Here is a 22,820-nt window from a genome sequence, read left to right as displayed (position 1 = left end):
AGCAAAACAGATGGTGCTGGTATTCATTTAGGACACCAAAATACAAATCATATCTGGAATCGTGCTAATGGTCAAATTTTGGTTAATGTCTCTAATGTAGAAAACTATCACATCACTGGCACACAATATGCTGACGTTTTCGAGGGGCGTTCAGGTAATGACACTTTCTACGGTGGTGCTGGTAATGACATCCTAACGGGGGGAATTGGAAAAGATACTCTTACCGGAGGTCTTGGAGCAGACCGTTTTGACTACCGCAACTTAGCTGATTCACTGCTGAATAACTTTGATGTTATTACTGACTTTAATGCTAGGGAAGATAAATTCGTTGTTTCCAATCCATTATCTGAATTCATATTTGCTGGTTTTTTGTCTGGAACTTTGGATGGGAACAATATTAGTCGAATTTTAACTAGCACTAATTTTCAAGCCAACGCTGCCGCCTGGTTTTCTCTGTTCAGTTTTAGCCAGAAGCATATGACAAGTCGTTCCTTTGTCGCTATTAACGATGGTATAGCGGGCTTTGATGCCAATAAAGATGCCATTATTGAGGTGACAGGATCAACAGGCTTGCTGGGGATTGGTAATTTCACCACTACCTTAGTGTAGCTTCTAGTATGATTGACTGAATCCTGACAAATCAGATTGTAGAGTAGAGTGGGTAATGAGCGGTGCCGATCGCCTTACCCACTCTGTAAATGTGATGGCGATCGCCTCATGAAATGGATGATGGTTTTCCACAACAGGCGATCGCACTGTTGGAATTGCCAATGAATCCCAGGGTACCAATGGGTAAATACTCAAGGTTCTACCACCTACCTGGAAATATTAAGTTTAGTATCAAAGTCAGGTACTCTTGATTTAACAATGATATATTAATAATTGAAGCTAAATAGCTTCCCTGGCAGATTCAACAGCCAATGTTCAGTTCACAAAGAGGTAAAAGCGCTGTTCTATTCTAATCTGTCTCGTCAACCGAACACAACACCCAACTGGAAAGCTGATATTTCCTCAGATTGGTAAACAGGGGGTTATGCCACTGATAGTTTAGTCAGGGTCACCCTAGATAGTCTGATAAATGAGAGGAAATAACAAGGTGAGTAGTAGCTTGGGTGTTGTTGTGTGCAAGATTTTCACCTGCAAGAATAAACTAACCCAGATACCCGACTGCTTGAAGAAGTCGGGTATCTAATGCGGTAATCATCAATTATGCCGTCGTAAGAACCGAATTTACAGAAATTGTTATCCTGATTAATATTTAAATTAAGCACTAAGACAAGTGCAAAATCAATTAAATAAAAACTACTTAATCGGAGGAATATTTATGTTAGTTCGCTGGAATCCCTGGATGGAAATCGGTACTCTCCACCGTGAAATTAATAGCCTACTTGAAGAAACAAAAGCACCATCTAGACTATTTGAAAGAGGTTTCCATAAAGTTCCTGCTGCGGAAATCTCCGAAACCGATGACGCAGTTAATGTCAAGCTAGAAATACCAGGAATGGACACTAAAGACCTGGATATACAAGTCACAGAAGACACCGTTTATATTACTGGTGAGCGCAAATCGGAAACTAAAACCGAAAATAAAGGTGTCAGCAAGAGTGAATTTTATTACGGTAAATTCCAACGGGCGATTTCTCTACCTACCTTGGTGCAAAATAATAAAGTTAGTGCGGAATACAAGGATGGTATTTTGCACCTGACACTACCCAAAGCAGAAGAAGAAAAGAAAAAAGTTGTCAAGGTAAATCTGCAATAATCCCTGGTTGGTAATTTCCGTCTTCTACCTCCTCCTGCAATCAATTTCAACTTAAACGCCTGGTAATGAGCGCAACCAGGCTTTTTTTGTTTATTGAACATTTATTGATTACACTGAAGTTAGTATTGATGAACCTATAGGAGCCATGACTCAACCAACTTCTAAAATATGTATATTGGGTGGAGGCTTTGGTGGTCTCTATACCGCCCTGCGCTTAAGTCAGTTACCCTGGGAAAAGGGGGAAAAACCGGAAATTGTCCTAGTTGACCAGGGCGATCGCTTTATATTTTTACCATTACTGTACGAATTACTCACAGGGGAAATGCAGACCTGGGAAATTGCGCCCCCCTTTGAGGAGTTATTACAAGGTACAGGGGTACGTTTTTACCAAGGTGTGGTATCGGGAATTGACACCGAGCAAAAACGGGTACAGTTACAGGATGGCCCGGAAATTCCCTATGACAGATTAGTATTAGCTTTGGGTGGAGAAACACCCCTAGATATGGTTCCCGGAGCCGCATCTTACGCTTATCCATTCCGCAACCTCACGGACGCTTACCGGTTAGAAGAACGTCTGCGAGTCTTAGAAGAATCGGACGCGGATAAAATTCGCGTCGCCATTGTTGGCGCTGGTTACAGTGGTGTAGAGTTAGCCTGTAAACTCGCAGATAGATTAGGGAAAAGGGGACGTTTGCGCCTGATTGAAATTGGTGATCAAATTTTACGCACCTCTCCAGAATTTAACCGCCAAGCTGCTACCAAAGCCTTAGAAGCCAAGCAGGTATTTCTAGACTTAGAAACCAAGGTAGAATCAATTGGTGAAGATACCATTTCCCTAGAATATAAAACTCAAGTAGATACAATTCCTGTAGATTTAGTGATTTGGACTGTGGGAACCAGGGTAGCAACCGTAGTCCGCACCCTGAATTTAAAGCAAAATCAGCGCTGTCAAATCACAACTACACCCACCTTACAAGTCTTAGAACATCCAGAAATCTTTGCTTTGGGAGACTTAGCAGACTGTCGTGATGCTGAGGGTCAACAAGTCCCCGCTACAGCCCAAGTTGCTTTTCAACAAGCTGATTATACTGCTTGGAATATCTGGGCTTCTCTGACTAATCGCCCTTTACTTAGTTTCCGTTACCAACAGCTAGGGGAAATGATGGCTTTGGGTAAAGATAATGCTACCCTCACTGGTTTAGGTGTAAAGTTAGATGGACCCTTAGCATATGTTGCTCGTCGTCTAGCTTATCTCTATCGGATGCCTAGTTTAGATCATCAACTCAAGGTTGGTTTTAATTGGCTAGTTCGTCCTATTATAGATACACTATCCTAGTAGTATCTGGTGTCTTCACCAACAACTCAAATCTCATATTTATAATTAATTTACTAGGTTTGATGGAACGACCGAAAGTTATTTTTTTAGATGCTGTTGGTACGCTATTCGGTGTTAAAGGCAGTGTGGGCCAAATTTATAGTCAAATAGCCAAGGAATTTGATGTTGAAGTTTCTGCGGAAATATTGGATACAGCCTTTAAGCAAAGCTTTGCAGCTTCCCCTCCACCCATATTTCCTGATGCACACTTAGATGATCTTTCCCAGCGTGAGTTTGATTGGTGGCAGAAAATTGTCTACAATACTTTTGAAAGCGCCGGGGTTATGTCAGGATTTTCTGACTTTTCCAGTTTTTTTAGTGAACTCTATATTCACTTTGGCACTGGGGAACCTTGGTTCATTTATCCTGATGTCCTCTCATCTTTGAACCACTGGCGAGAACAGGGTATTCAATTAGGTGTAGTCTCTAATTTTGATTCCCGACTTTTCTCCGTCTTGCAAGGTTTAGAACTGAGTAATTATTTTACATCTATTACCATTTCTACCCAAGCGGGTGTTGCTAAACCAGACCCACAGATTTTTGCCTTGGCTTTAGCAAAACATCATTGTCCACCTCAAGCCGCTTGGCACATTGGTGATAGTGTTAAGGAGGACTATCAAGGTGCTAAAGCCGCTGGTTTGAGAGGTATTTGGATTAATCGCCAGAAAGTTTCTGAGGAAAAGCCAGAATCTGACCCTATACCCTCTCCTGACCCAGGAGAGGGGGAGATTTGAAGCTGTTAAAGCAAAAAGGGGCGCGCTAGCATAAAACTAGAAATGGTTTTAGCATCTATGGCGTCGCCCTGAAGAATAGCTTTCTCTAGTTCTTCGGGTGTTAATAGTACAGTTTCGATATCCTCATCTTCATCTTTTTTGGGTGGGTTTTCCAGCTTTTCTAAGTCTCGCGCCAGAAAAGCATAGATGATTTCGTCAGAATAGCCGGGGGCGAGGAAAAATTCACCCAGTGTATCCCATTTCTTAGCGCTATAACCTGTTTCTTCCTCAATTTCCCGTTGTACTGTCTTCAGGGGATCTTCGTTGATTTCTACCGTACCGGCGGGAAATTCTAATATTCTTCTCTGAATGGCAAAGCGGTACTGGCGCACCAGTACTAGTTTACCTGTTTTTGTTATGGGTACAGCTAAGGCTCCGCCGGGGTGACGAATGCATTCCCATTCTCCTTCGGCTTTATTGGGTAAACGCAGACGATTGACTTCAAAGTCAAACTTGCGACCTTTATAAAATAAGCACTGTTTTAGCAGCTGTGGTAATTCTCTACCTAGTGGCATAGTAAATTTATTTTATATCTGGATACATATACTAACTGCTGTGAACAAAAACCGTATATTTTTTTTTAGTTATTGGTTGGAGAATAAAACTACATCGGCACAGTCTACCTCTTTTACTAGGTTTTTAATCTTAGTTCCAGAAGTCGGCTCTACCCAATGGGGCGCAATTTCGTCCAGTGGTACTAATACAAAGGCTCTAGTAACCATGCGGGGATGAGGAATCTGCAGTTGGGGGGTGTCTATGATGAAGTCATCATATAATAACAAATCTAAATCCAGCGATCGCGCACCCCAGCGCTCTTGACGCACCCGACCAAATTTTGCTTCTGTAGCCAATAAGGTCTCTAATAATAAGTCTGGTGACATTTCTACTTGCAAGATGGCGCAGCCATTTAAATAATCCGGTTGGGGCGGACCCACGGGTTTAGTGCGATACCAACTAGATTGAGCTTGTAGCTTGATCCCCGGTGTGGCGGACAATGTCTCTATAGCTGCTGTTAAAATTTTATAGGAATCGCCAATATTACTACCCAGGGCAATGGCACTAAGTTTACCTGGTGTATTTTGCCTAGATATTTTGAATGAATTCACTGGGGTGAACAACTAGTTAAAATTATGTCGGAATTATGTCTAAATATTAACAAATTAATTAACGACTCCCGGAAAAAATGTTGATGTATTACTGAATTGAGTTAAGCATTTCTATTGTATTATATTAACGTAAACCTGGTTTGCTTACCCCCTAGTAAAGATTACGAAAACGAGGAAGCTACAAATCAGCTTACTACCCATAAGATTTATGAATAGTTTCTTCTCTCGTATCACTAGTCTACTGAGCAGTAACAGACCCTTTCATCGTCGGTTCTGGTTTCGGGTAAGTTTGGGTATAAGTAGTGGCATAGGTTGTACAATTATGGGCTGGCAATATTTCATTGGCACCATAGATCAAACCTTACCCGATAAATCGGCACTGCAAGTTACCACCAGAGCGCAAACCCTCACCATCAAAGCCGCTGACGGCACCATACTACAACAACAAGGGGAAGCCACCAGGGAAAGGCTCAGACTTGAGCAAATACCAGAGCAACTCAAACAGGCTTTTATCGCCTCAGAGGATAGAAGATTTGAAAAACACCATGGTATTGATCCTCAAGGAATTCTCAGAGCATCTGTGAACAACTTGCGATCGCGGGCTATCGTTGGAGGTGGTAGCACCATCACTCAACAGCTAGCCAGGATTCTCTTCCTCCAACCAGAGCAGACAATCTGGCGCAAACTCCAAGAAGTGCGTCTGGCGCATAAAATAGAGCAAGAATTAACCAAAGACCAAATTATAGAACGTTACCTCAATTTAGTTTATTTAGGATCCGGTGCTTATGGCGTAGCAGATGCTACCTTGGTTTACTTCAGTAAAAGTGTCAATGAACTCTCCCTCGCAGAAGCAGCCATGCTGGCGGGATTAGCGCCCGCGCCAAGTTTATACTCCCCCATAAACAATCCCACAGCCGCGATCCGCAGGCGAAATATAGTATTACAGCGGATGTATGAAGATAAATTAATTACAGATGGCGACAGAAAAGCCTCTGCTCAGGAGCCGCTAAACCTCAAAACCAGTTCTCCCCAACGCCTGGAAGTAAAATCCCCCTACTTTACTAGTTACATCCTCCAAGAATTGCCCAAATATGTTGCTCCCGAAGTCCTCAAAGCAGGAGGTTTAGTAGTAGAAACTACCCTTAATCCTAACTTACAGGAAGCCGCAGAAGCCGCAGTAACTAAAACCTTGCGTAATCAAGGTGTCTGGGGAAAATTTACCCAAGGAGCCTTGGTAGCCATAGACCCCCGCAATGGTGAAATTCATGCTATGGTGGGAGGAAAAGACTTTAGTAAAAATCAGTTTAATCGCGTTACCCAGGCCCAGCGCCAACCAGGCTCGACATTCAAGGGTTTCGTCTATGCTGCGGCGATCGCCACTGGGAAAAGCCCCAGGGACAGATACATAGATGCACCTGTTGTCATCAATGGCTATGAACCACAAAACTATGGTAGAACTTTTCGCGGATCCATGACCATTAGAGATGCTCTGACCCGTTCCAATAATGTTGTTGCAGTCAAATTATTGCTGGATGTAGGATTTGATCCGATTATTAATACTGCGCGCAATCTGGGAATTAAATCTACCCTCCAGCCCACCTATTCTTTAGCGCTGGGTTCTAGTGAAGTGAATCTACTGGAGTTAACCAACGCTTACGGAACTTTTGCTACTCAAGGATTACACGTAGAAGCTCATGGCATCCGCCGCATCCTCAACCGTCAAGGAGAGGTAGTTTGGTCTAATGATTTCCAGCCGCGGCGGGTTCTTGACCCTACTAGTGCCGGGATTATGACTTGGATGCTACGTAACGTTGTACAAGCCGGTACTGGTGCCCCTGCCCAATTAAGGAATAGACCGGTGGCGGGGAAAACCGGTACATCTGATCAATCCCGGGATTTGTGGTTTATTGGCTACATTCCCCAAATGGTCACAGGTGTTTGGTTAGGTAATGATAACAACCGCCCGACTTTTGGAGACAGTGGTACTGCTGCTGGAACCTGGCGGGAATTTATGGAAAAAGCAGTGGAGGGAATCCCTGTAGAAGAGTTTCCGGAAAGACCTAAACTACAAGGTCGTGTCGGTAGTATTAAGGCCCAGCCGATCAAGTCCAAATCAATCAGGAATCGTTTTGTTGTAGCTGGAGAACAGCCTATTTCCCCGCGAAATAACGTGAGGAGATCACGCAGACGATCAGCAAGAAATTCTCAGCCACAAACCACCAATTTACCTGTAAGTGCATCTTCTACTCCCAGACGGACTAGAAGAGTACGATCAGGTGGTTCGCCCACAAATACTGTCCGCCCTTTACCCCCTGCTGATACTTCTACTTCTTCATCTTCTACTCCCAGACGGACTAGAAGAGTACGATCAGGTGGTTCGCCCAAAAATACTGTCCGCCCTTTACCCCCTGCTGATACTTCTACTTCTTCATCGCCCCAGCCCTCTTGGAGAGAAAGACTCAGACCTAGCTCCTCTTCCTCCAATTAGAGGAGAATCAAGGCGGTAGGATAAAAAAATATCAAACACAGAGAACCCGATCAACAAATTTTTGATTAGAAGGTAAATGTTGTCCGCACAGTACCGACATAAATGGTGTCATTACTATGATCATGTTCCGGACTGGTAATCACAAATAATCCCGGAGTTATAGCCAAATTATCTGTGATGGGAAAGTAGTAAAAACCTTCTAGATGTAAAGATGTATTTTTATCCTCAAATACTTTACCTAAACTATTATGAGTCACTTTGGGGGGTTGACCAACCACAAAACCGACAAACCCACCTTCTTGACCAATATCTCTAAGAGTTAGCAACATTGCCCATGTCGAAATAGTAGCATTTGCATTTGTCGGTAAATCTTGTGTTTCCGCATGAATAAAACCAATTCTACCACCAAGAGTAATAGTTGAATTCAGTTGCCAAGCTGCTTCTGCACCAAAGGAATTAGCAGTAATTGAATTGGCCTGATAATTAAACGGATCGCTAGTTAATTTACTACCAGTTCCCGTATTCAGATTATCCTGAGAATAGACATAGGTAAAACTAAGTGCTGTTGTTGGAGAAGGTTCGAGAGTCAGTTGAGCAATTGTACCATTAGGACTAGCAAAAATTCCCCTTTCTGAATTAGCTGCATTACTAGCAATATATCCCAATGACAAATTAATAGCATTATGGAAGTTACGAGAAATACCAACACCGACTCCCCCACCTTGTCGTCGAATGGGATTTTCTCTTGCAAATGTAGAAATTGCTCCATCTCCACTACCGCTAAATAGGGGATTGATACTAGGAACTAAATCACCTAATCCTCCTCCTAACCCATATAAAGTTATTCCCGTTTGTTTCCCTAACCTAAATCTATATTCTATTTCATCTAATTCGACTTCATTATCATCATCACCATCAAATCCTAAATTTGACATTTTAGTGCTAGTCACATGGTCTAATTCTGGTGTATTCCTACTTTGTAAGCGCAGTTGCAATTTATCTTTACCGGTGAAACTGCTTTCTAAACTCAGACGTACACGATTACTAAATACTAAGCTAGTAGTCTTAGCTGTTTGTTTACCCGCTACTCCAGTCACCGCAAAAATTACCTCTCCCTCTAGTTCAAACTGGGGCAAAAATTGCTGCTGCTCTAATTGATTAACCTTGCTTTCTAATAAATTCAGCCGGTTATTAAAAACCTTTAATTCATCTGAAAATTCTGTTGGTAATCTTTTATTTATTAAATTAGATTCACTACAAGCATTGATTCTATGGGATAATTCAGAAACAGAATTGATTTGATTAAAACCATGAATCATATCTGAAGGTATAGAATTAGCCTTAGTTTTACTGGTGAGAATACCAGCAAAAAATAAACTAATCAAACCAGTTTTTAGGAAAAATATCAAATTCTTCACAGAAATCTCCTGAAAATCACCAACATCTCTTCTGGCGCAGAAAAATATAAAAATCTAGGCAATATTGATGCAAGCAAGTAAAAAATACAAATATGCTGTATATAGTTACGAATTGCGTATATTAAAACGTTGTTCGCATATATTCAATAATGTCTCGGTCACAGGTAATCTTTCTACAAATAAAGTGCTAATATAAATATGTCTAACTAAAGTTAAAGTGGTATAAGATGCAATCGCAATTCTCAAGTTATATCTATAATCCTTATTTGTTAGTTGCATAAATCTGGCAATCAAAGATGTTTCCAAATCTGCCAATTTTCCAGGATTACCAAATACACGCAGACTGTATTCTTGAATATGTCCAATAAAATTACCAATATCCAGGGCTGGATTACCTTGGCAATATAAATCTAAATCAATTAAATACAAATGATCATTATTAACAACCACTTGATCTGGATAAAAATCTCGATGAATACCACAAACATTTGTTTCTGGAGTGTTATTACCTAAATAATTACATTCTTCTAAAATTCTTTCTAATCTTTCTTGCCATTGTGGATATTTTTGGATGACTAAGGGAATGCGTTCATGTAAGATGCGTAATTCATCATTCATAGTATGATAACGGTGGGTATAAATATTAATTTTTTGCAGTTTATGAGCAACTTCAGCAATTTTTTGTGCTAATAAAAGATTGTTATTTTGTGTTAATAATTTAGTAAATGTCACCCCCGAAACTTTACGCTGTAACCACATTTGCCATTCAGGAATTACACCCAGAGGTTCAGGAACGAAAATTCCATCAACACTATCATTACCAAATCCGGTTTCCCATAAAGATTTCTGTAATTCATAACTATGAAAATCAGTTCCCTTGGCTCTGACTTTACCTAGCAGCTTTATTGTTTGTCCTTCTGTATTAATTAATTCATACTCAATCAAACAACGCCGCCCCGGTTTGTGTCGAATAACTGTAATTTTTTGAAGATGAGTATTTTGAGCAATTGATAAATGCTGACTAAAATATTCTGCCACTTGCACAGGGTCAATTGCTGCTGATAAAAAAGGCATTTTCATATCCGCTACACTATCAAAATTATCTCTGACAATAACAGTCATATTGTTAGATTATTTGCCGGCTATAAATCATCTTTATTTCCCATTTTCCATCGCAGTTTGTATTTGATACAAAGCGGCATAACGACCATTTTTTTGCATCAATTGCAGATGATTACCTTGTTCTAAAACCCGCCCATTTTCCATGTAAACAATCCTATGGGCGCGAGTAGCAAAATTAAGATCATGGGTAATTAACAATGTTGTGCGGTTTTGAGAAAGCTTTTGTAAGGCATTAATTACAACTTTTTCATTACCCTTATCTAAACCGGTGGTAGGTTCATCTAAAATGAGAATGGGGGTTTGACGAATAGCAGCACGAGCGATCGCAATTCGTTGGCGTTGTCCCCCAGAAAGTGTTGCTCCTCTTTCACCGACAAAAGTATCATATCCTTGGGGTAAAGCTTGGATAAAATTATGTGCATTAGCTAAACGGGCAGCATTTTCAATTTCAATATCAGACACCCCAGAAACACCATAGGCAATGTTTTCTCGAATTGTAGCCGCAAACAAAATACTTTCTTGTAAAACTACACTAATTTGCGGGCGTAATGATGCTAATGTGTACTCTCGAATATCCCTGCTATCAATGAAAATCTTACCTTGGGTGGGGTCGTAAAGTCGTAGTAATAAACTGACTAATGTAGATTTTCCACTACCGGAAGTACCCACAATTGCTATTTGTTGTCCTGGTTGAATGTTTAAACTGATATCTTCTAACAAAACTTGTCCTGGTTCATAGCCGAAATTAACATGATCAAAACAAACTGCACCTCGAAAAATTGGCGCTGGAATTGCATCAGGTAAATCTCTGATATCAGGCTGTTGTTGTAATACGTCTAAAATTCGCTCACCAGAAGCCGCAGCTTTAGCTAGTCTACCTACGTACTTAGCAAAGTTCTGTACTGGCTTAAAGGCATTCTTGACATAGGTGATAAATACCAGTACATCCCCTGGTGTGAGTGCATCTCGCAAGGCTAACCAAGAACCATACCAGAGAACAATAGCTGTTCCTAAAGCAATCACAACATCTACAGTGCGTTCTAAGTGAGCAGCGAAACGTTGGGTTTTAACACTTTCATTAAGACTGCGCTGATTTTGTTGAGAAAAAACTTGTGCAAAGGCGTCTTGCAACCAAAGAGCTTTGACTAACTTAATAGCTGTAATAGATTCTGACGCAATAGCAGCTACTTTTCCTTCTTGTTTGCGTTGCTTTAATGAAGAATCTTTAATTTGTTGGCTCAGGCGATTGGTTACTAACCAAAATAACGGTAAGGTCAAAAGTGACAGTAGGGTAAGGCTAGGATTGATCCAAAACATCACCCCAATCATGCCCAATAGACTCAGAATACTGACTATTAAGGGCAATGCAGCCGTAATCATAATTTCTTGCAGACGACTAGCATCACTACTGACACGAATAATTAAATCACCGCTACGGGCTTTAGTGTGATAAGCCAAGGATAAATCTTGCAAATGACGATATAAATGATTACGCACTTTCGCCATAACACGGCTACCAACTGTGGCTAATCCTACGGTACTCCAATAAGCAGCAAGGGCCCGTAATCCTGTAAATAAAATGACTGCTAGTGCGGAAAGTGTTAGTAAGGTAATGGGTTCTAAACTGGAAATTACTGGAATATTGCTTGGTTGATCATTCCCTATGAGAACATAATCAAAAACAAACTTGAGCGGCCAAGGTTCTAGTAATCGCAGTCCAACATCTGCAAGTAGGGCGATCGCTGAAATTAATAGTAGTCCTTGATGTGGGCTAATGTAAGGCCAGAAATAAACTACAATTCCCCAAAGATTAGGACTAGCTTTTTGGAGGGATTTTGACATTTACAGTAGGTGATTTTTTATTGTTTTTGTTTGTGTAGTAGTGAATTACATTCCCTCTGACATCAAGGTGCTTAATTGTTGCTATATCGACTCATTTCAACATCAAGTCCGCCTATGTGCAGAATTTGTTGGGCGATCGCATCCCAAGTATGATTTTGCATGACTTTTTGGCGCGCTGCCTGTCCGAGACTAGAACGGAGAGTAGGTGATCGCCATAATTTTTCTAATGCTTCTGCTAGTGCGATCGCATCACCAGGAGGACAAAGAATACCATTAATTTCTGGTTCAATTAAATCTACTAATTGTCCAATTTTGCTCACAACTACAGGTAAACCAGCCGCCATATATTCATACACTTTCAATGGGGAAAAATAAAAATCCGATTGTGCTGGATATGGTGCAACTCCCACATCCATTTTTGCTAATAAATCTGGAACTTGTTCAGGATTTACCGCCCCAGTAAATTGAGTATAACTATCTAATTTTCTAGCTGATAATTCAGTTTCTATATTTTCCCTTTCTAGACCATCACCCACAATTAAAAGTCGAGCTTGGGGAACTTTTTGATGTAGTCGAAAAAAAGCATCAGTCAAAATTGACAAACCATGCCAAGGTTTTAAACTCCCCAAAAATCCCACAGTAAAATTTACTGAATCAGTATAATTATTTACTTGCTCAAACCTTTGAGGATTCACACCATTAGGAATCACATAAATTTTCTCACTCTCCACATAATTCATCACATATTTTTTCACCTCCTCAGAAACAGCAATCACAGCAGTAGCAGCTTGAAAAACTCGTTCTGCCACCTTTTTAGCACCATCAATATTTATCAAACCACGATGCTCTACCTGTTCTGTAATCAAAGGAGAATTGACCTCTAATAAACCAGGGATTCCCTTTGCTTGGGCAAATTCCATACCGCTATAACTCCACAGAGAATAACGTTCATAAACCAACTCCAAATCTCCCAAACTTTCTAATTTCTCAAGTAAATCTTCATTAATTCCCAAAGCCATATTTTCCCTGATAGATATTTCCCCCTTGGGAATATGTGGCAATTGATGAACAATAATATTACCTAAATCTGGCGGTGCTATTCCTCCTATACGAGTCGCTAACAATTGCACATGACAAGCTTGTTTTTGTAATGCTCTGATCACCTCCTGCACATGAATAGAACAACCTTTTTTGCCAAAAACAGGAATCCCCAAATCAGCACAAACATAAGCAACTCTCATCTTCATACCTCCTGTGGATTTCTACCTCTGTGCGTGGCAAATAATTTCCGTAAAACTTGAGTATTACGCTCAATATCAAACTCAGATGCAATTAAATTTCTCGCCTGACTAGACAACCTCACCCGCAAAGCTGAGTCAGTGAGAAGTTCTTGAAGTGAAATAGCCAATTTTTCAGGATTATTTTGTGGCACAATCAACCCAGTCTCACCATGTCGCACTACTTCAGGAATACCAGTTACATCGGTACTTACACAGGGTGTTCCTAATGCCATTGCTTCTAGTAAAACAGTAGGCAGTCCATCCCGGTTACCATCTTTACCAATTACATAAGGCGCTGCAAATACAGCTGCTTGTTGTACCAATTTAAACACATCATTTTGGGGGCGTGGACCAACAATTTCTACAGAGGATTGCAATTCTAAATCTTCAATTTGTTGTTTTAATACAGGTTCTAATGATCCTGTACCGACAATTTGACACTGAAACTCACAATTTCTCTGCTGCAAAATGGCACAAGCATCTATCAAAATAGATAGCCCTTTTTTCTCGACTAACCGACCAACGGAAATAATTACAGGAGGGCGGTCAGCAGGAGCAGAATATTTTAGTTGTTGTAAATTTAAACCATTGTAAATGCGCCTAACTTTCTGGGTAACTGTAGGATAGGTTGTTTGTAAGTATTTAAGGTTGTAGTCACTGACAGTTACCACTGTCGAAGCATCCTGGAGTTTGCGTTCCATATCTGCAAAATTAACGCTCTCATGAAAGATGTCTTTAGCATGAGCAGTAAAGGTATAAGGAATGCCAGTGAAATGAGATGCTAATCTAGCTACACTCGTGGCTACAGTGCCAAAGTGGGCGTGTAAATGAGTGATGGCTTTGATTTTTGCTTCCCGTGCTAACCATGCAGCTTGATAAACGGTGCTTGCTTGTTCACCTTCAGCAATAGCTAATTTTGACCAAAAATCGGGAATGACTTGACTGGCCTCTTGTAATTCTGCCCAAAAATAGCTGGCCCCTGTGGGAGCAAGACTATTGAGAGATGGACTCACACGGCCTGGAATTGGTTTTTTAATGTAAGTTACAGGTGCTCTAACTTGAGAAATAATATTTTGAAAATGAGTGTCATTCGGTGGTCTTAAAGCGAAAATTTCTATCTTTAAACCTGCTGTTTCATGTGCCAAAATTTCATTGACTACAAAGGTTTCGGAATAGCGGGGATAACGTTTGAGAATGTAACCAACAATGGGCATAATTGGTAATTGGTGGAATTATGAATTATTAAAGCTCCTGCCTTCTACCTTCTTTAACAAGTGGAATAATATTATACCATTTATGTGTGATTATGCGCGTATTTTTCGATATTTTATCTTGGTCTACTCTGTGCTTCTGTGATTCATTGATCTGAATTTAGGGCATCTATGGCTACCCTATGATACAGAACTAGTATTAGCTGAATGCTTATTTATGAGTATTTCATCTATCGATTGATAAATATGATTGAGTCCGTTGAGATTCACAAAGTTACTCTCTTGAGGTTTTTTTGTTTCTGTATTTAACCAATTTGTTAATGTTTGAGATGTGAGGTTTTGGGGGTGTACCATATCCACTAAACCAAGAGAATGTAAACGTTCTGCTCTCACAAATTGTTCTTTTCTCGGTTGGATGCGGGGAATGATGAGGGATTTTTTTTGAAATGATAATAATTCACAGGTTGTATTATATCCTCCCATGGCAATGATCCGCTCCGCCCGATTGACTAAAAGTGTCGGTTCAGATAAATATTTCAATACCTGTAAATTATCACGTTTAGCCGCTATTTTTTGCAGTTTCTGTTGTACATCCCTTGGCATAAATGGACCTGTTAAAATAATACCATTCATCTCTGGTGCTAGTTGAGCATGGGCAAATGTTTCCGCTAAACTCGCTCCATCTTGTCCACCACCTACTAAGCATAATGCTAATTTTTTTTTAGATAAATTGAGGGTTTGAAAAGTATGAATGGTTTCACTATCAATAAAGTTGAGGCGAGTAGTTTGATCAAGATAACCAATGTAATGGAGTTTTTTAATTGTTTCTGACTCAAAATTATATTCTTTGGCTAAATCATAAATGGTAGGATCTCCATATACCCAAACGTCATCATAATAAGTTTGAATCGCTTTTTCATTTTCCATGCGTTTCCAACCTTCCTGGACTGAGGCTGGTTCGTCTAATACATCTCGTAAACCTAAAATGCAGTGTGTTTTTCCTTGATGACGTAAATAATTTAGTGTTGGTTCTAGTTCTCTGACTGCGCCTCTGGGTACATTATCAACTATGAAAATATCCGGTTTAAAATTTTGTATTGCAGTGAGAATAATTTGCGATCGCAGTGTAATAATTTCCGGTAATGATAAATCTAATTTTCGTGCTTGATATTGACCATCTATGTTTTTGTACAAAGCAGGTAAACTCAAAAAATCAACTCCTGAAGGCGTTGGTATACTGCTACCATCCTGTATACCACTAATCATTAAAATATCGGTTTGTAGAGGTGAATATCCCAATGTTTGGGCAATTAACAAGTTACGGCGTTTGTGTCCTAATCCCATTGTGTCATGGGAATATAAAGCAATGCGCCACTGACGAGGATTGCTAGATAAACTATTAACTTCCACTGACTTTTCTTCCGATGTCATTATTTCTATTTTTCTAGGGTAAGTTAATAAGTTTTTCATGGGCAATCCTGACAAAGTTTTCATGAAACTAAATAGCCACAAGCATAAGATAGTTGCAATTAATTTGCAATTAAATCATAATAAGGAGTTACAATTTCAAACAATTCATAATTGATAATTGAGGGCATCCCAAATGTGTAAGTTTATATTATGTTTGAATTTACAGAAGGCATGAAATAAACTCAACAGGAAGGAAGCAACAGTAAGAAGAGGTTTTTTGGATGCTAATTTTGTATTTCTGCAAAATTGGGATGATCCCTGATAATGGGGATCATCCCAAAGGTGTAAGTTGATTTTTTTATCTTCTAATTTACAGAAGGCATAAAATAAACTCAACACCAGAATCAGTCCGCTAGGCCTCTTCTTAGTGACATACATACCACAGCAGTGCTAACTGGTCATCTACACTGAGGGATGTTAATAATATGGTGCTATCTAATACACCACTTTCTAACTGTATGATTGCGTTCATATTTTTACCCAAAATTTTCGCAAGTGTTAAATTACTCTGATACTTGAGCTTTTTGGGACAAAAGTTAAGTTTTAGAGGATACCCCAAAAGTGGAGAAAGCCCTGACCAGAAAATACTTCAATTAAAGCAGCAGCTGAAAAACCAATCATTGCTAAACGACCGTTCCAGTTTTCGGTTTGGGTAGTAAATCCCCAGTTCCAAGCGTTGCGATTTTCTGGAGCTGGTGTTGTTGTAGTTTTCATCTTTAATACTCCCAGTAGGACTTAACAGAGGTTTTTGTTTTCTCTATTAAGTACTGTAACAGATATTTTAAAAAGTGTAACGAAAAGTTGCAAAGAAGTTGTAAATAGTATCTATAGCCTTTCAGCTATCCTCAACTTAGCGGAACGCGATCGCGGATTCTCAGCCAATTCTTTTTCATTAGCAGTAATTGGTTTTTTAGTCAAGACCTTTAACAAAGGAGAATTGCGGAAATCATGCTTGACGGGGCGGTCTTCCAGACTGTGAAAGCTGATAATGGCAATTCGACCACCGGGAACCAGAGAATAGGGGGCTTGCTGTAAAAAAGTTGCCAAAGACTGTAACTCATCATTAACCACAATGCGCAAAGCTTGAAAAACACGGGTAGCAGGGTGAATACGACCATAACGGTATTGACGGGGGACAGCAGAGGCGATCGCCGAAGCCAATTCCGTAGTAGTGTGAAATGGTCGTCTTTCCACAATGCGCCTGGCGATGCGGCGGGATAAACGTTCCTCACCGAACTTAAAGAAAATATCTGCCAACTCCGGCTCATCCCAGTGATTAATCACATCAGCGGCGGTTAAACATTGACCCTGATTCATGCGCATATCCAGATTAGCGGTGTGGCGAAAGCTAAAACCCCTTTCTGGCTGGTCTAAATGGTAAGAACTCACACCCAAATCAGCCAAGATACCATCAAAAGAGTGGGGAGTATATTGATAAGATGAGAAATTGCCCAGCACAAACTGCACCCGATCACCAAACTCAGCCAAGTGCTTTTGGGCTGCTAGCAGAGCATCCTGATCTTGGTCAATAGCCGTCAACCGCACATTAGCAGCGGCCTGTAAGATCAAGCGACTGTGTCCACCACCGCCCACAGTTGCATCCAAATAATGGCCACCAGGGCGTACCGCCAACCCATCAATGACCTCTCGGCTTAAAACTGGCACATGAAGAAATTCAGCGCCTACAATTCCCTGAATCTCAAGCTCCATATAATAATAGTTGAAGAAGTGAAACAAATTGAAACATCAAGTAAAATCCCCTCACTAGGACCCATCTCCAACATACTCTGTATGGGTAATAGATGTAGACGCTGCTAGAGCGACTTCTGAAAACTATTTCCCTGACAAACTGATTTTGGCAGACACAAACAATCGAGCCTGGTGGGGATGATGGGGTTGAAGTGGAAATTTTCATAATGGGAGAACACCGAACTTATGGCCAGACTAGAAACCCGCACCGAGCCTATGGTGCTGAATATGGGGCCACACCACCCCTCAATGCACGGGGTTTTGCGGTTAATTGTGACATTGGACGGCGAGGATGTCGTTGATTGTGAACCGGTGATCGGCTATTTGCATCGGGGGATGGAGAAAATTGCTGAGAACCGCACCACTGTAATGTACGTTCCCTACGTCAGTCGGTGGGACTACGCCGCGGGTATGTTTAACGAAGCCGTCACCGTTAACGCCCCGGAACAATTAGCAGGTATAGCCGTACCCAAACGCGCCAGCTATATTCGGGTGATCATGTTAGAACTCAACCGAATTGCTAACCACTTATTGTGGTTTGGTCCGTTTCTGGCTGACGTGGGGGCGCAAACACCCTTCTTCTATCAGTTCCGAGAACGGGAAATGATTTATGATTTGTGGGAGGCCGCCACGGGATACCGGATGGTAAACCACAACTATTTCCGTGTGGGTGGCGTAGCAGTTGATTTACCCTATGGTTGGGTTGATAAATGCTTAGATTTCTGTGACTATTTTCTCCCCAAAGTTGACGAGTACGAGCGCTTGGTTACCAATAATCCGATTTTTCGCCGGCGGATTGAGGGTATTGGTACCATCACCCGGGAACAAGCCATTAACTGGGGATTATCTGGCCCCATGTTACGCGGATCTGGGGTTAAATGGGACTTAAGGAAAGTTGACCATTACGAGTGCTACGACGATTTTGATTGGGATGTGCAATGGGAAACCGCCGGGGATTGTTTAGCCCGTTACATGGTGCGGATGCGGGAAATGCGCGAATCTGTGAAGATTATTCGCCAAGCAATTCAAGGACTACCAGGGGGACCCTACGAAAACCTGGAAGCCAAGCGCATGGCAGAGGGGAAAAAATCTGAGTGGTATGGCTTTGATTATCAATACATTGGGAAAAAAGTTGCACCTACTTTTAAAATGCCCAAAGGCGAAATCTATTCCCGTGTGGAAAGCGGTAAAGGTGAACTGGGAATTTATCTTGTCGGTGATGATCATGGCTTCCCTTGGCGGTGGAAAATTCGCGCCGCTGACTTTAACAACCTGCAAATTGTCCCGGAACTCCTACGAGGGATGAAAGTTGCAGATATTGTGGTTATTCTTGGTAGTGTTGACGTGATCATGGGATCTGTGGACAGATAGTACACTGGAGAGGGGATTGGGGACTGAGCATTAGTTTCTAGCTCATATCCCTCCCCAGAAACTGACAATAAATCTCCTAGTTGTTCATCCCTGTGTGTCTGTATACCCAAACCCCAAAAAAAACTCAAAACATCAGCCAATTGAACACCCACTAACTAACTGTGCCATCTATGCCTTTGTCGCGTATAGTCACCCTAATTGTAGGTTTAATCGTCATTTTGGCATTAAGCCTCTGGTTGATTGACTCACTGTCTCGGCTTTACTGGCAGTTGTCCTATTCGCCACTGCTGGGTAATTTGCTGCTGTTGTTGTTGGTTTTATTGATTGGGGGGTTGGTTGCGGCTTTTGTTTATTATGTATTGATACTTCAAGCCGGGGAAAGGCGATCGCGCCGCCCAGCCCGACGAGTTACGGCTGCAGAAATTCCCGCTGCTAAATCTGATGCCGCTTCGAGTACATTAAAAGCTGTTAAACAGCAGGTAGCCCAAATTCAAGATGAAGTCGCACGACAAGCTTTATTAAGTAAATCCCGGGAAATTGAAGTTAATCTGGCACGGGGTGAAATTCAAGTAGTTGTTTTTGGTACAGGTAGTGCTGGTAAAACTTCTTTAGTTAATGCTATTATGGGGCGCATAGTCGGTCAGGTAAATGCGCCCATGGGGACTACCCAGGTGGGGGAAACTTATTGTTTGCGGTTGAAGGGATTACAACGCAAGATTTTAATTACTGATACTCCGGGGATTTTAGAAGCCGGGGTGGAGGGAACCGAACGGGAACAATTAGCCCGAGAACTGGCAACTTCAGCAAATTTACTGTTATTTGTGGTGGATAATGATTTGCGACGTTCTGAGTATGAACCCCTGCGCAGTTTGGCGGAAATTGGCAAGCGATCGCTGTTGGTTCTCAATAAAACTGATTTATATACAGATGAAGATCAAGAATCTATCCTGGCTCGGTTACGTCAACGGGTACAGGGATTTATTGCCGCCAATGATGTGATTGCGATCGCGGCTAATCCCCAAGCCGCAGAACTAGAAACTGGCGAAACCCTAGAGCCAGAAGCGGATATTATCCCCTTGCTGCGGCGGATGGCGGCGATTTTACGGGCTGAAGGTGAGGATTTGGTAGCGGATAATATTCTTTTGCAATCCCTACGCCTGGGAGAAGAGGCGCGAAATTTGATTGATGTCCAGCGTCGTCGTCAAGCTGACAAAATAGTTGATCGCTTTAGCTGGATTGGGGCTGGTGTGGTATCAGTTACACCTCTACCAGTAGTAGATTTACTGGCGACAGCCGCTGTGAATGCTCAAATGGTGGTGGAGATTGGCAGAGTCTACGGCTGTGAACTGAACATGGAACGGGGTAAAGAGTTAGCCCTTTCCCTGGCCAAGACCATCGCTAGTTTAGGTATAGTCAAAGGTGCAATTCAATTAATATCTACAGCTTTACAATTTCATGTAGCCACCTTTGTCATTGGTAGGGCAATTCAAGGAGTAACGGTAGCTTATTTAACACGGATTGCGGGAAAAAGTTTTATTGAGTATTTTCGCCATGACCAAGATTGGGGTGATGGTGGTATGACTGAAGTAGTCAAGGAACAATTTAAATTAAATCGCAGGGATGAATTTATCAAAGCTTTTGTGCAAGAAGCGATCGCGCGGGTGGTCAAACCATTAACAAATAACACCCAGGTGATTTCACAGGACGAAGAAACCAAAGGATAAAGCTACTGGGCTTTCAAAAATGGACGCTAGCATGATTTATTTCCCAGACTTCCGGAAAAACGCTTGATCTAGCGAAACATATGATAAGGCCTTATTTAGTAACCAGCTCATGAATGATCACATGATCGGTAAAGTACTACAAGCACGTTACCAAGTTATCCAAAGCCTGGGTGCAGGGGTATTTGGCGAAACATACATCGCCATAGATAGAGACCACCCGGGAAATAGCAAATACACGATTAAACAGATTAACGGTGAGCAATTCTCCCCCAGCTACTTAGACAGTTTAAAATTTTGCTTTCTCAATGAAACAGGAACTCTGCAGCGTCTAGGAACCCATGGTCAAATTCCCCAGTTTGTCGCCTATTTTGAAGAAAATGGGCATTTCTACTTAGTACAGGAATTTGTAGAGGGACATTCCCTGAGTCAGGAATTACCCATCAAGCATTCCTGCGGAGGTCTGTGGACGGAAACCGAAGTTATAGAATTGTTAGAAGATACCCTAGGTATTTTAGATTTTGTTCACTCTCAAGGTGTGATCCATTGCCATATTAAGCCCGAAAACTTGATTAGACGTACTCTTGATGGCAAATTAGCCTTAATCGACTTCGGTTTAATCGAGTCAGTTGATTTAGGCGCATATGGGGAGCTACCTATTTATAACCTTCCTGTAAACGCACTGGGGTACATATCGCCAGAGCAATTTATTGGTCAAACCCTGCCCAATAGTGATATTTATGCTTTGGGTATGATTGCCATTCAAGCCTTAACAGGACTAGAACCACTGCAATTAAAACTAAATGTTGGAACGGGTGAGATTATCTGGCGGACTGAAGATATATCAGTGAGTGATCAGCTAGCTGCTATTCTGAGTAAGATGATTTGCTATGATTGCCAAGATCGCTTTCAGTCTGCGGCTGAAGTCTTATATACCCTTAATCAAGTCTTCAACGCCCCGAAAATACCCCATCAACTCCATCAAATCATCAGGGCTAAAAATCAGGATCCACAACCAAAACCTAATTTTGCTACATCATCACCAGTATGTTCAGGGATAAAAGTAGGCTTGGCGGCTAATTCCTTATTAGTGGGATTAGCAGCATGTTCTTTAATGAATAATTCTCCTGCATATTCCCATAAAGGCAGATTAGATATAGCCATAAAAGAATATCAAACAGGCAATTTTCGAGGAGCCCTGGCGTTAGCTGAATCAATTCCTGCTTACAGCAATGTTTACCCGGAGGTTCAAGCTAATATAGAAGAATGGCAGGGCAAATGGCGATTGGCGGCTGAACAATACGAAATTGCCCAACAAGCCCTAAATGAGGAGAGATGGTCAGATGTTTTAAGTGTGCCGGCGAAATTACCAGATATTTTATATTGGCAATCTAAAGTAGAGAAACTGGTGGAGCAAGCACAAGCCAACATTGCCACACAAACACACGATTTGTTATCAAAAGCCTATGCAAAAGCCGTAGATAGAGAATTTTCAGCGGCTATAGAATATCTGCGTCAAATTCCTCCCGACAGTACTGCTAGTGCTTTAGTTCAAGAGAAAATAGCCGAGTACGACCAAAAGCGGCAGATTAGAGCGGCTTATTTTTTACATCGTGCCAATATCAAAGCATCTGTTGGCGACTTTAGTGGCGCTATCCAGTTTCTGCGTAAAATTCATAAAAGTAGTTCTGTTTACCCTCAAGCTCGGGCTAAACTGAATGAATATACCCAACAGCAGCAACTGTATGATCGAGGTGTAAATATCGCGTTGAATTCCTTAACCGCTAAAAATGACAATTTTCACCCAGAGAAGGAGCTGCAAGAGGTAAGTATTCGTTAGATAATTGCCTTTGCTGGTTCTGGTAACGGGCTTTAATTACTTGTTGATCATATGGCTTGGTGATAAAAGTCCATTACCTGTGGATATTCTTGTAAATTAAATAAGGCATTGCTTGCTGTTAATACTCCCATGACTAGACGTGGGATTATGCTTTGACACTCTGCGGTCTGAAGACACGCAGATTCTTTAAGACTTGCTTAAAAGGAATAGTCAATTATCCCCCTACACGCTCAAAACAACTACCTACGGATAAGTGTTGCAATTGCGCAAAATTTTATATTTTTTTGGCTTT

19 protein-coding genes are annotated in these 22,820 nt (G+C 41.2%); 8 read left to right on the top strand and 11 right to left on the bottom strand.

The genetic code is table 11. The annotated features are described in order from the left end of the window. Window positions 1-609, top strand: a 609-nt coding sequence (locus PN457_RS14575; protein WP_280805619.1) for a bluetail domain-containing putative surface protein, incomplete at its 5' end; no start/stop codon positions are given. Between the two features lie 3 nt (window positions 610-612). Here the strand turns inward: PN457_RS14575 and PN457_RS14570 are convergent. Further along, window positions 613-804, bottom strand: coding sequence for a hypothetical protein (locus PN457_RS14570; protein ID WP_271734098.1), 192 nt, complete (start codon window positions 802-804; stop codon window positions 613-615). 520 nt (window positions 805-1,324) lie between these two features. Here PN457_RS14570 and PN457_RS14565 point away from each other — a divergent pair. The 3 genes from PN457_RS14565 to PN457_RS14555 all read left to right on the top strand — a co-directional run bounded on the left by PN457_RS14565 (window position 1,325) and on the right by PN457_RS14555 (window position 3,871). After that, entirely contained in the window at window positions 1,325-1,762 is a 438-nt protein-coding gene (locus PN457_RS14565; RefSeq protein WP_271734097.1) for an Hsp20/alpha crystallin family protein, read from the top strand. Window positions 1,763-1,907: 145 nt separating this feature from the next. Then, the gene (locus PN457_RS14560; RefSeq protein ID WP_271734096.1) at window positions 1,908-3,098 is read left to right on the top strand and encodes an NAD(P)/FAD-dependent oxidoreductase; all 1,191 of its coding nucleotides are present in this window, start codon (window positions 1,908-1,910) and stop codon (window positions 3,096-3,098) included. A 62-nt stretch (window positions 3,099-3,160) separates the two neighbouring features. Next, window positions 3,161-3,871: an HAD-IA family hydrolase gene (locus PN457_RS14555; RefSeq protein WP_271734095.1), complete on the top strand. Its 711-nt coding sequence runs from the start codon at window positions 3,161-3,163 to the stop codon at window positions 3,869-3,871. Window positions 3,872-3,876: 5 nt separating this feature from the next. Here the strand turns inward: PN457_RS14555 and PN457_RS14550 are convergent, their stop codons facing one another. Beyond that, complete coding sequence (locus PN457_RS14550) at window positions 3,877-4,425, bottom strand: NUDIX hydrolase (protein ID WP_271734094.1); 549 nt, start codon at window positions 4,423-4,425, stop codon at window positions 3,877-3,879. 69 nt (window positions 4,426-4,494) lie between these two features. After that, a complete protein-coding gene (folK, locus tag PN457_RS14545; protein WP_271734093.1) occupies window positions 4,495-5,016 on the bottom strand; it encodes a 2-amino-4-hydroxy-6-hydroxymethyldihydropteridine diphosphokinase in 522 nt (173 codons plus the stop codon). Between the two features lie 208 nt (window positions 5,017-5,224). Between folK and PN457_RS14540 the strand changes: the two genes are divergently transcribed. After that, window positions 5,225-7,504, top strand: a complete 2,280-nt coding sequence (locus tag PN457_RS14540; protein ID WP_271734091.1) for a transglycosylase domain-containing protein — start codon at window positions 5,225-5,227, stop codon at window positions 7,502-7,504. Window positions 7,505-7,569: 65 nt separating this feature from the next. Here PN457_RS14540 and PN457_RS14535 read toward each other — a convergent pair whose 3' ends face one another. The 8 genes from PN457_RS14535 to rsmH form a co-directional block, all read right to left on the bottom strand. Then, entirely contained in the window at window positions 7,570-8,922 is a 1,353-nt protein-coding gene (locus PN457_RS14535; RefSeq protein ID WP_271734090.1) for an iron uptake porin, read from the bottom strand. A 105-nt stretch (window positions 8,923-9,027) separates the two neighbouring features. Then, window positions 9,028-10,044, bottom strand: coding sequence for a phosphotransferase (locus PN457_RS14530; protein ID WP_271734089.1), 1,017 nt, complete (start codon window positions 10,042-10,044; stop codon window positions 9,028-9,030). Window positions 10,045-10,077: 33 nt separating this feature from the next. Further along, window positions 10,078-11,886: an ABC transporter ATP-binding protein gene (locus PN457_RS14525; RefSeq protein WP_271734088.1), complete on the bottom strand. Its 1,809-nt coding sequence runs from the start codon at window positions 11,884-11,886 to the stop codon at window positions 10,078-10,080. A 71-nt stretch (window positions 11,887-11,957) separates the two neighbouring features. Further along, a complete protein-coding gene (locus PN457_RS14520; protein WP_271734087.1) occupies window positions 11,958-13,127 on the bottom strand; it encodes a glycosyltransferase family 4 protein in 1,170 nt (389 codons plus the stop codon). Window positions 13,128-13,129: 2 nt separating this feature from the next. After that, window positions 13,130-14,380 (bottom strand): glycosyltransferase family 4 protein, encoded by a 1,251-nt coding sequence (locus PN457_RS14515; protein ID WP_271734086.1) that lies wholly within the window; start codon window positions 14,378-14,380, stop codon window positions 13,130-13,132. A 177-nt stretch (window positions 14,381-14,557) separates the two neighbouring features. Then, window positions 14,558-15,847 (bottom strand): glycosyltransferase family protein, encoded by a 1,290-nt coding sequence (locus PN457_RS14510; RefSeq protein WP_271734085.1) that lies wholly within the window; start codon window positions 15,845-15,847, stop codon window positions 14,558-14,560. A gap of 543 nt (window positions 15,848-16,390) precedes the next feature. Next, window positions 16,391-16,561: a high light inducible protein gene (locus PN457_RS14505; RefSeq protein ID WP_271734084.1), complete on the bottom strand. Its 171-nt coding sequence runs from the start codon at window positions 16,559-16,561 to the stop codon at window positions 16,391-16,393. A 111-nt stretch (window positions 16,562-16,672) separates the two neighbouring features. Beyond that, entirely contained in the window at window positions 16,673-17,557 is an 885-nt protein-coding gene (rsmH, locus tag PN457_RS14500; protein ID WP_271734083.1) for a 16S rRNA (cytosine(1402)-N(4))-methyltransferase RsmH, read from the bottom strand. Between the two features lie 225 nt (window positions 17,558-17,782). Between rsmH and PN457_RS14495 the strand changes: the two genes are divergently transcribed. From PN457_RS14495 to PN457_RS14485, 3 genes are all read left to right on the top strand, one after another. Continuing rightward, a complete protein-coding gene (locus PN457_RS14495; protein ID WP_271734082.1) occupies window positions 17,783-18,967 on the top strand; it encodes an NAD(P)H-quinone oxidoreductase subunit H in 1,185 nt (394 codons plus the stop codon). 170 nt (window positions 18,968-19,137) lie between these two features. Continuing rightward, window positions 19,138-20,691, top strand: coding sequence for a YcjF family protein (locus tag PN457_RS14490; RefSeq protein WP_271734099.1), 1,554 nt, complete (start codon window positions 19,138-19,140; stop codon window positions 20,689-20,691). Between the two features lie 109 nt (window positions 20,692-20,800). After that, complete coding sequence (locus PN457_RS14485; protein ID WP_271734081.1) at window positions 20,801-22,528, top strand: serine/threonine-protein kinase; 1,728 nt, start codon at window positions 20,801-20,803, stop codon at window positions 22,526-22,528. Window positions 22,529-22,820 lie beyond the last annotated feature (292 nt).

The organism is Anabaenopsis arnoldii, assembly GCF_028331025.1.
In the GTDB taxonomy this organism is placed as follows: domain Bacteria; phylum Cyanobacteriota; class Cyanobacteriia; order Cyanobacteriales; family Nostocaceae; genus Anabaenopsis; species Anabaenopsis arnoldii.
This window is presented reverse-complemented; position numbering and strand designations above follow the sequence as displayed.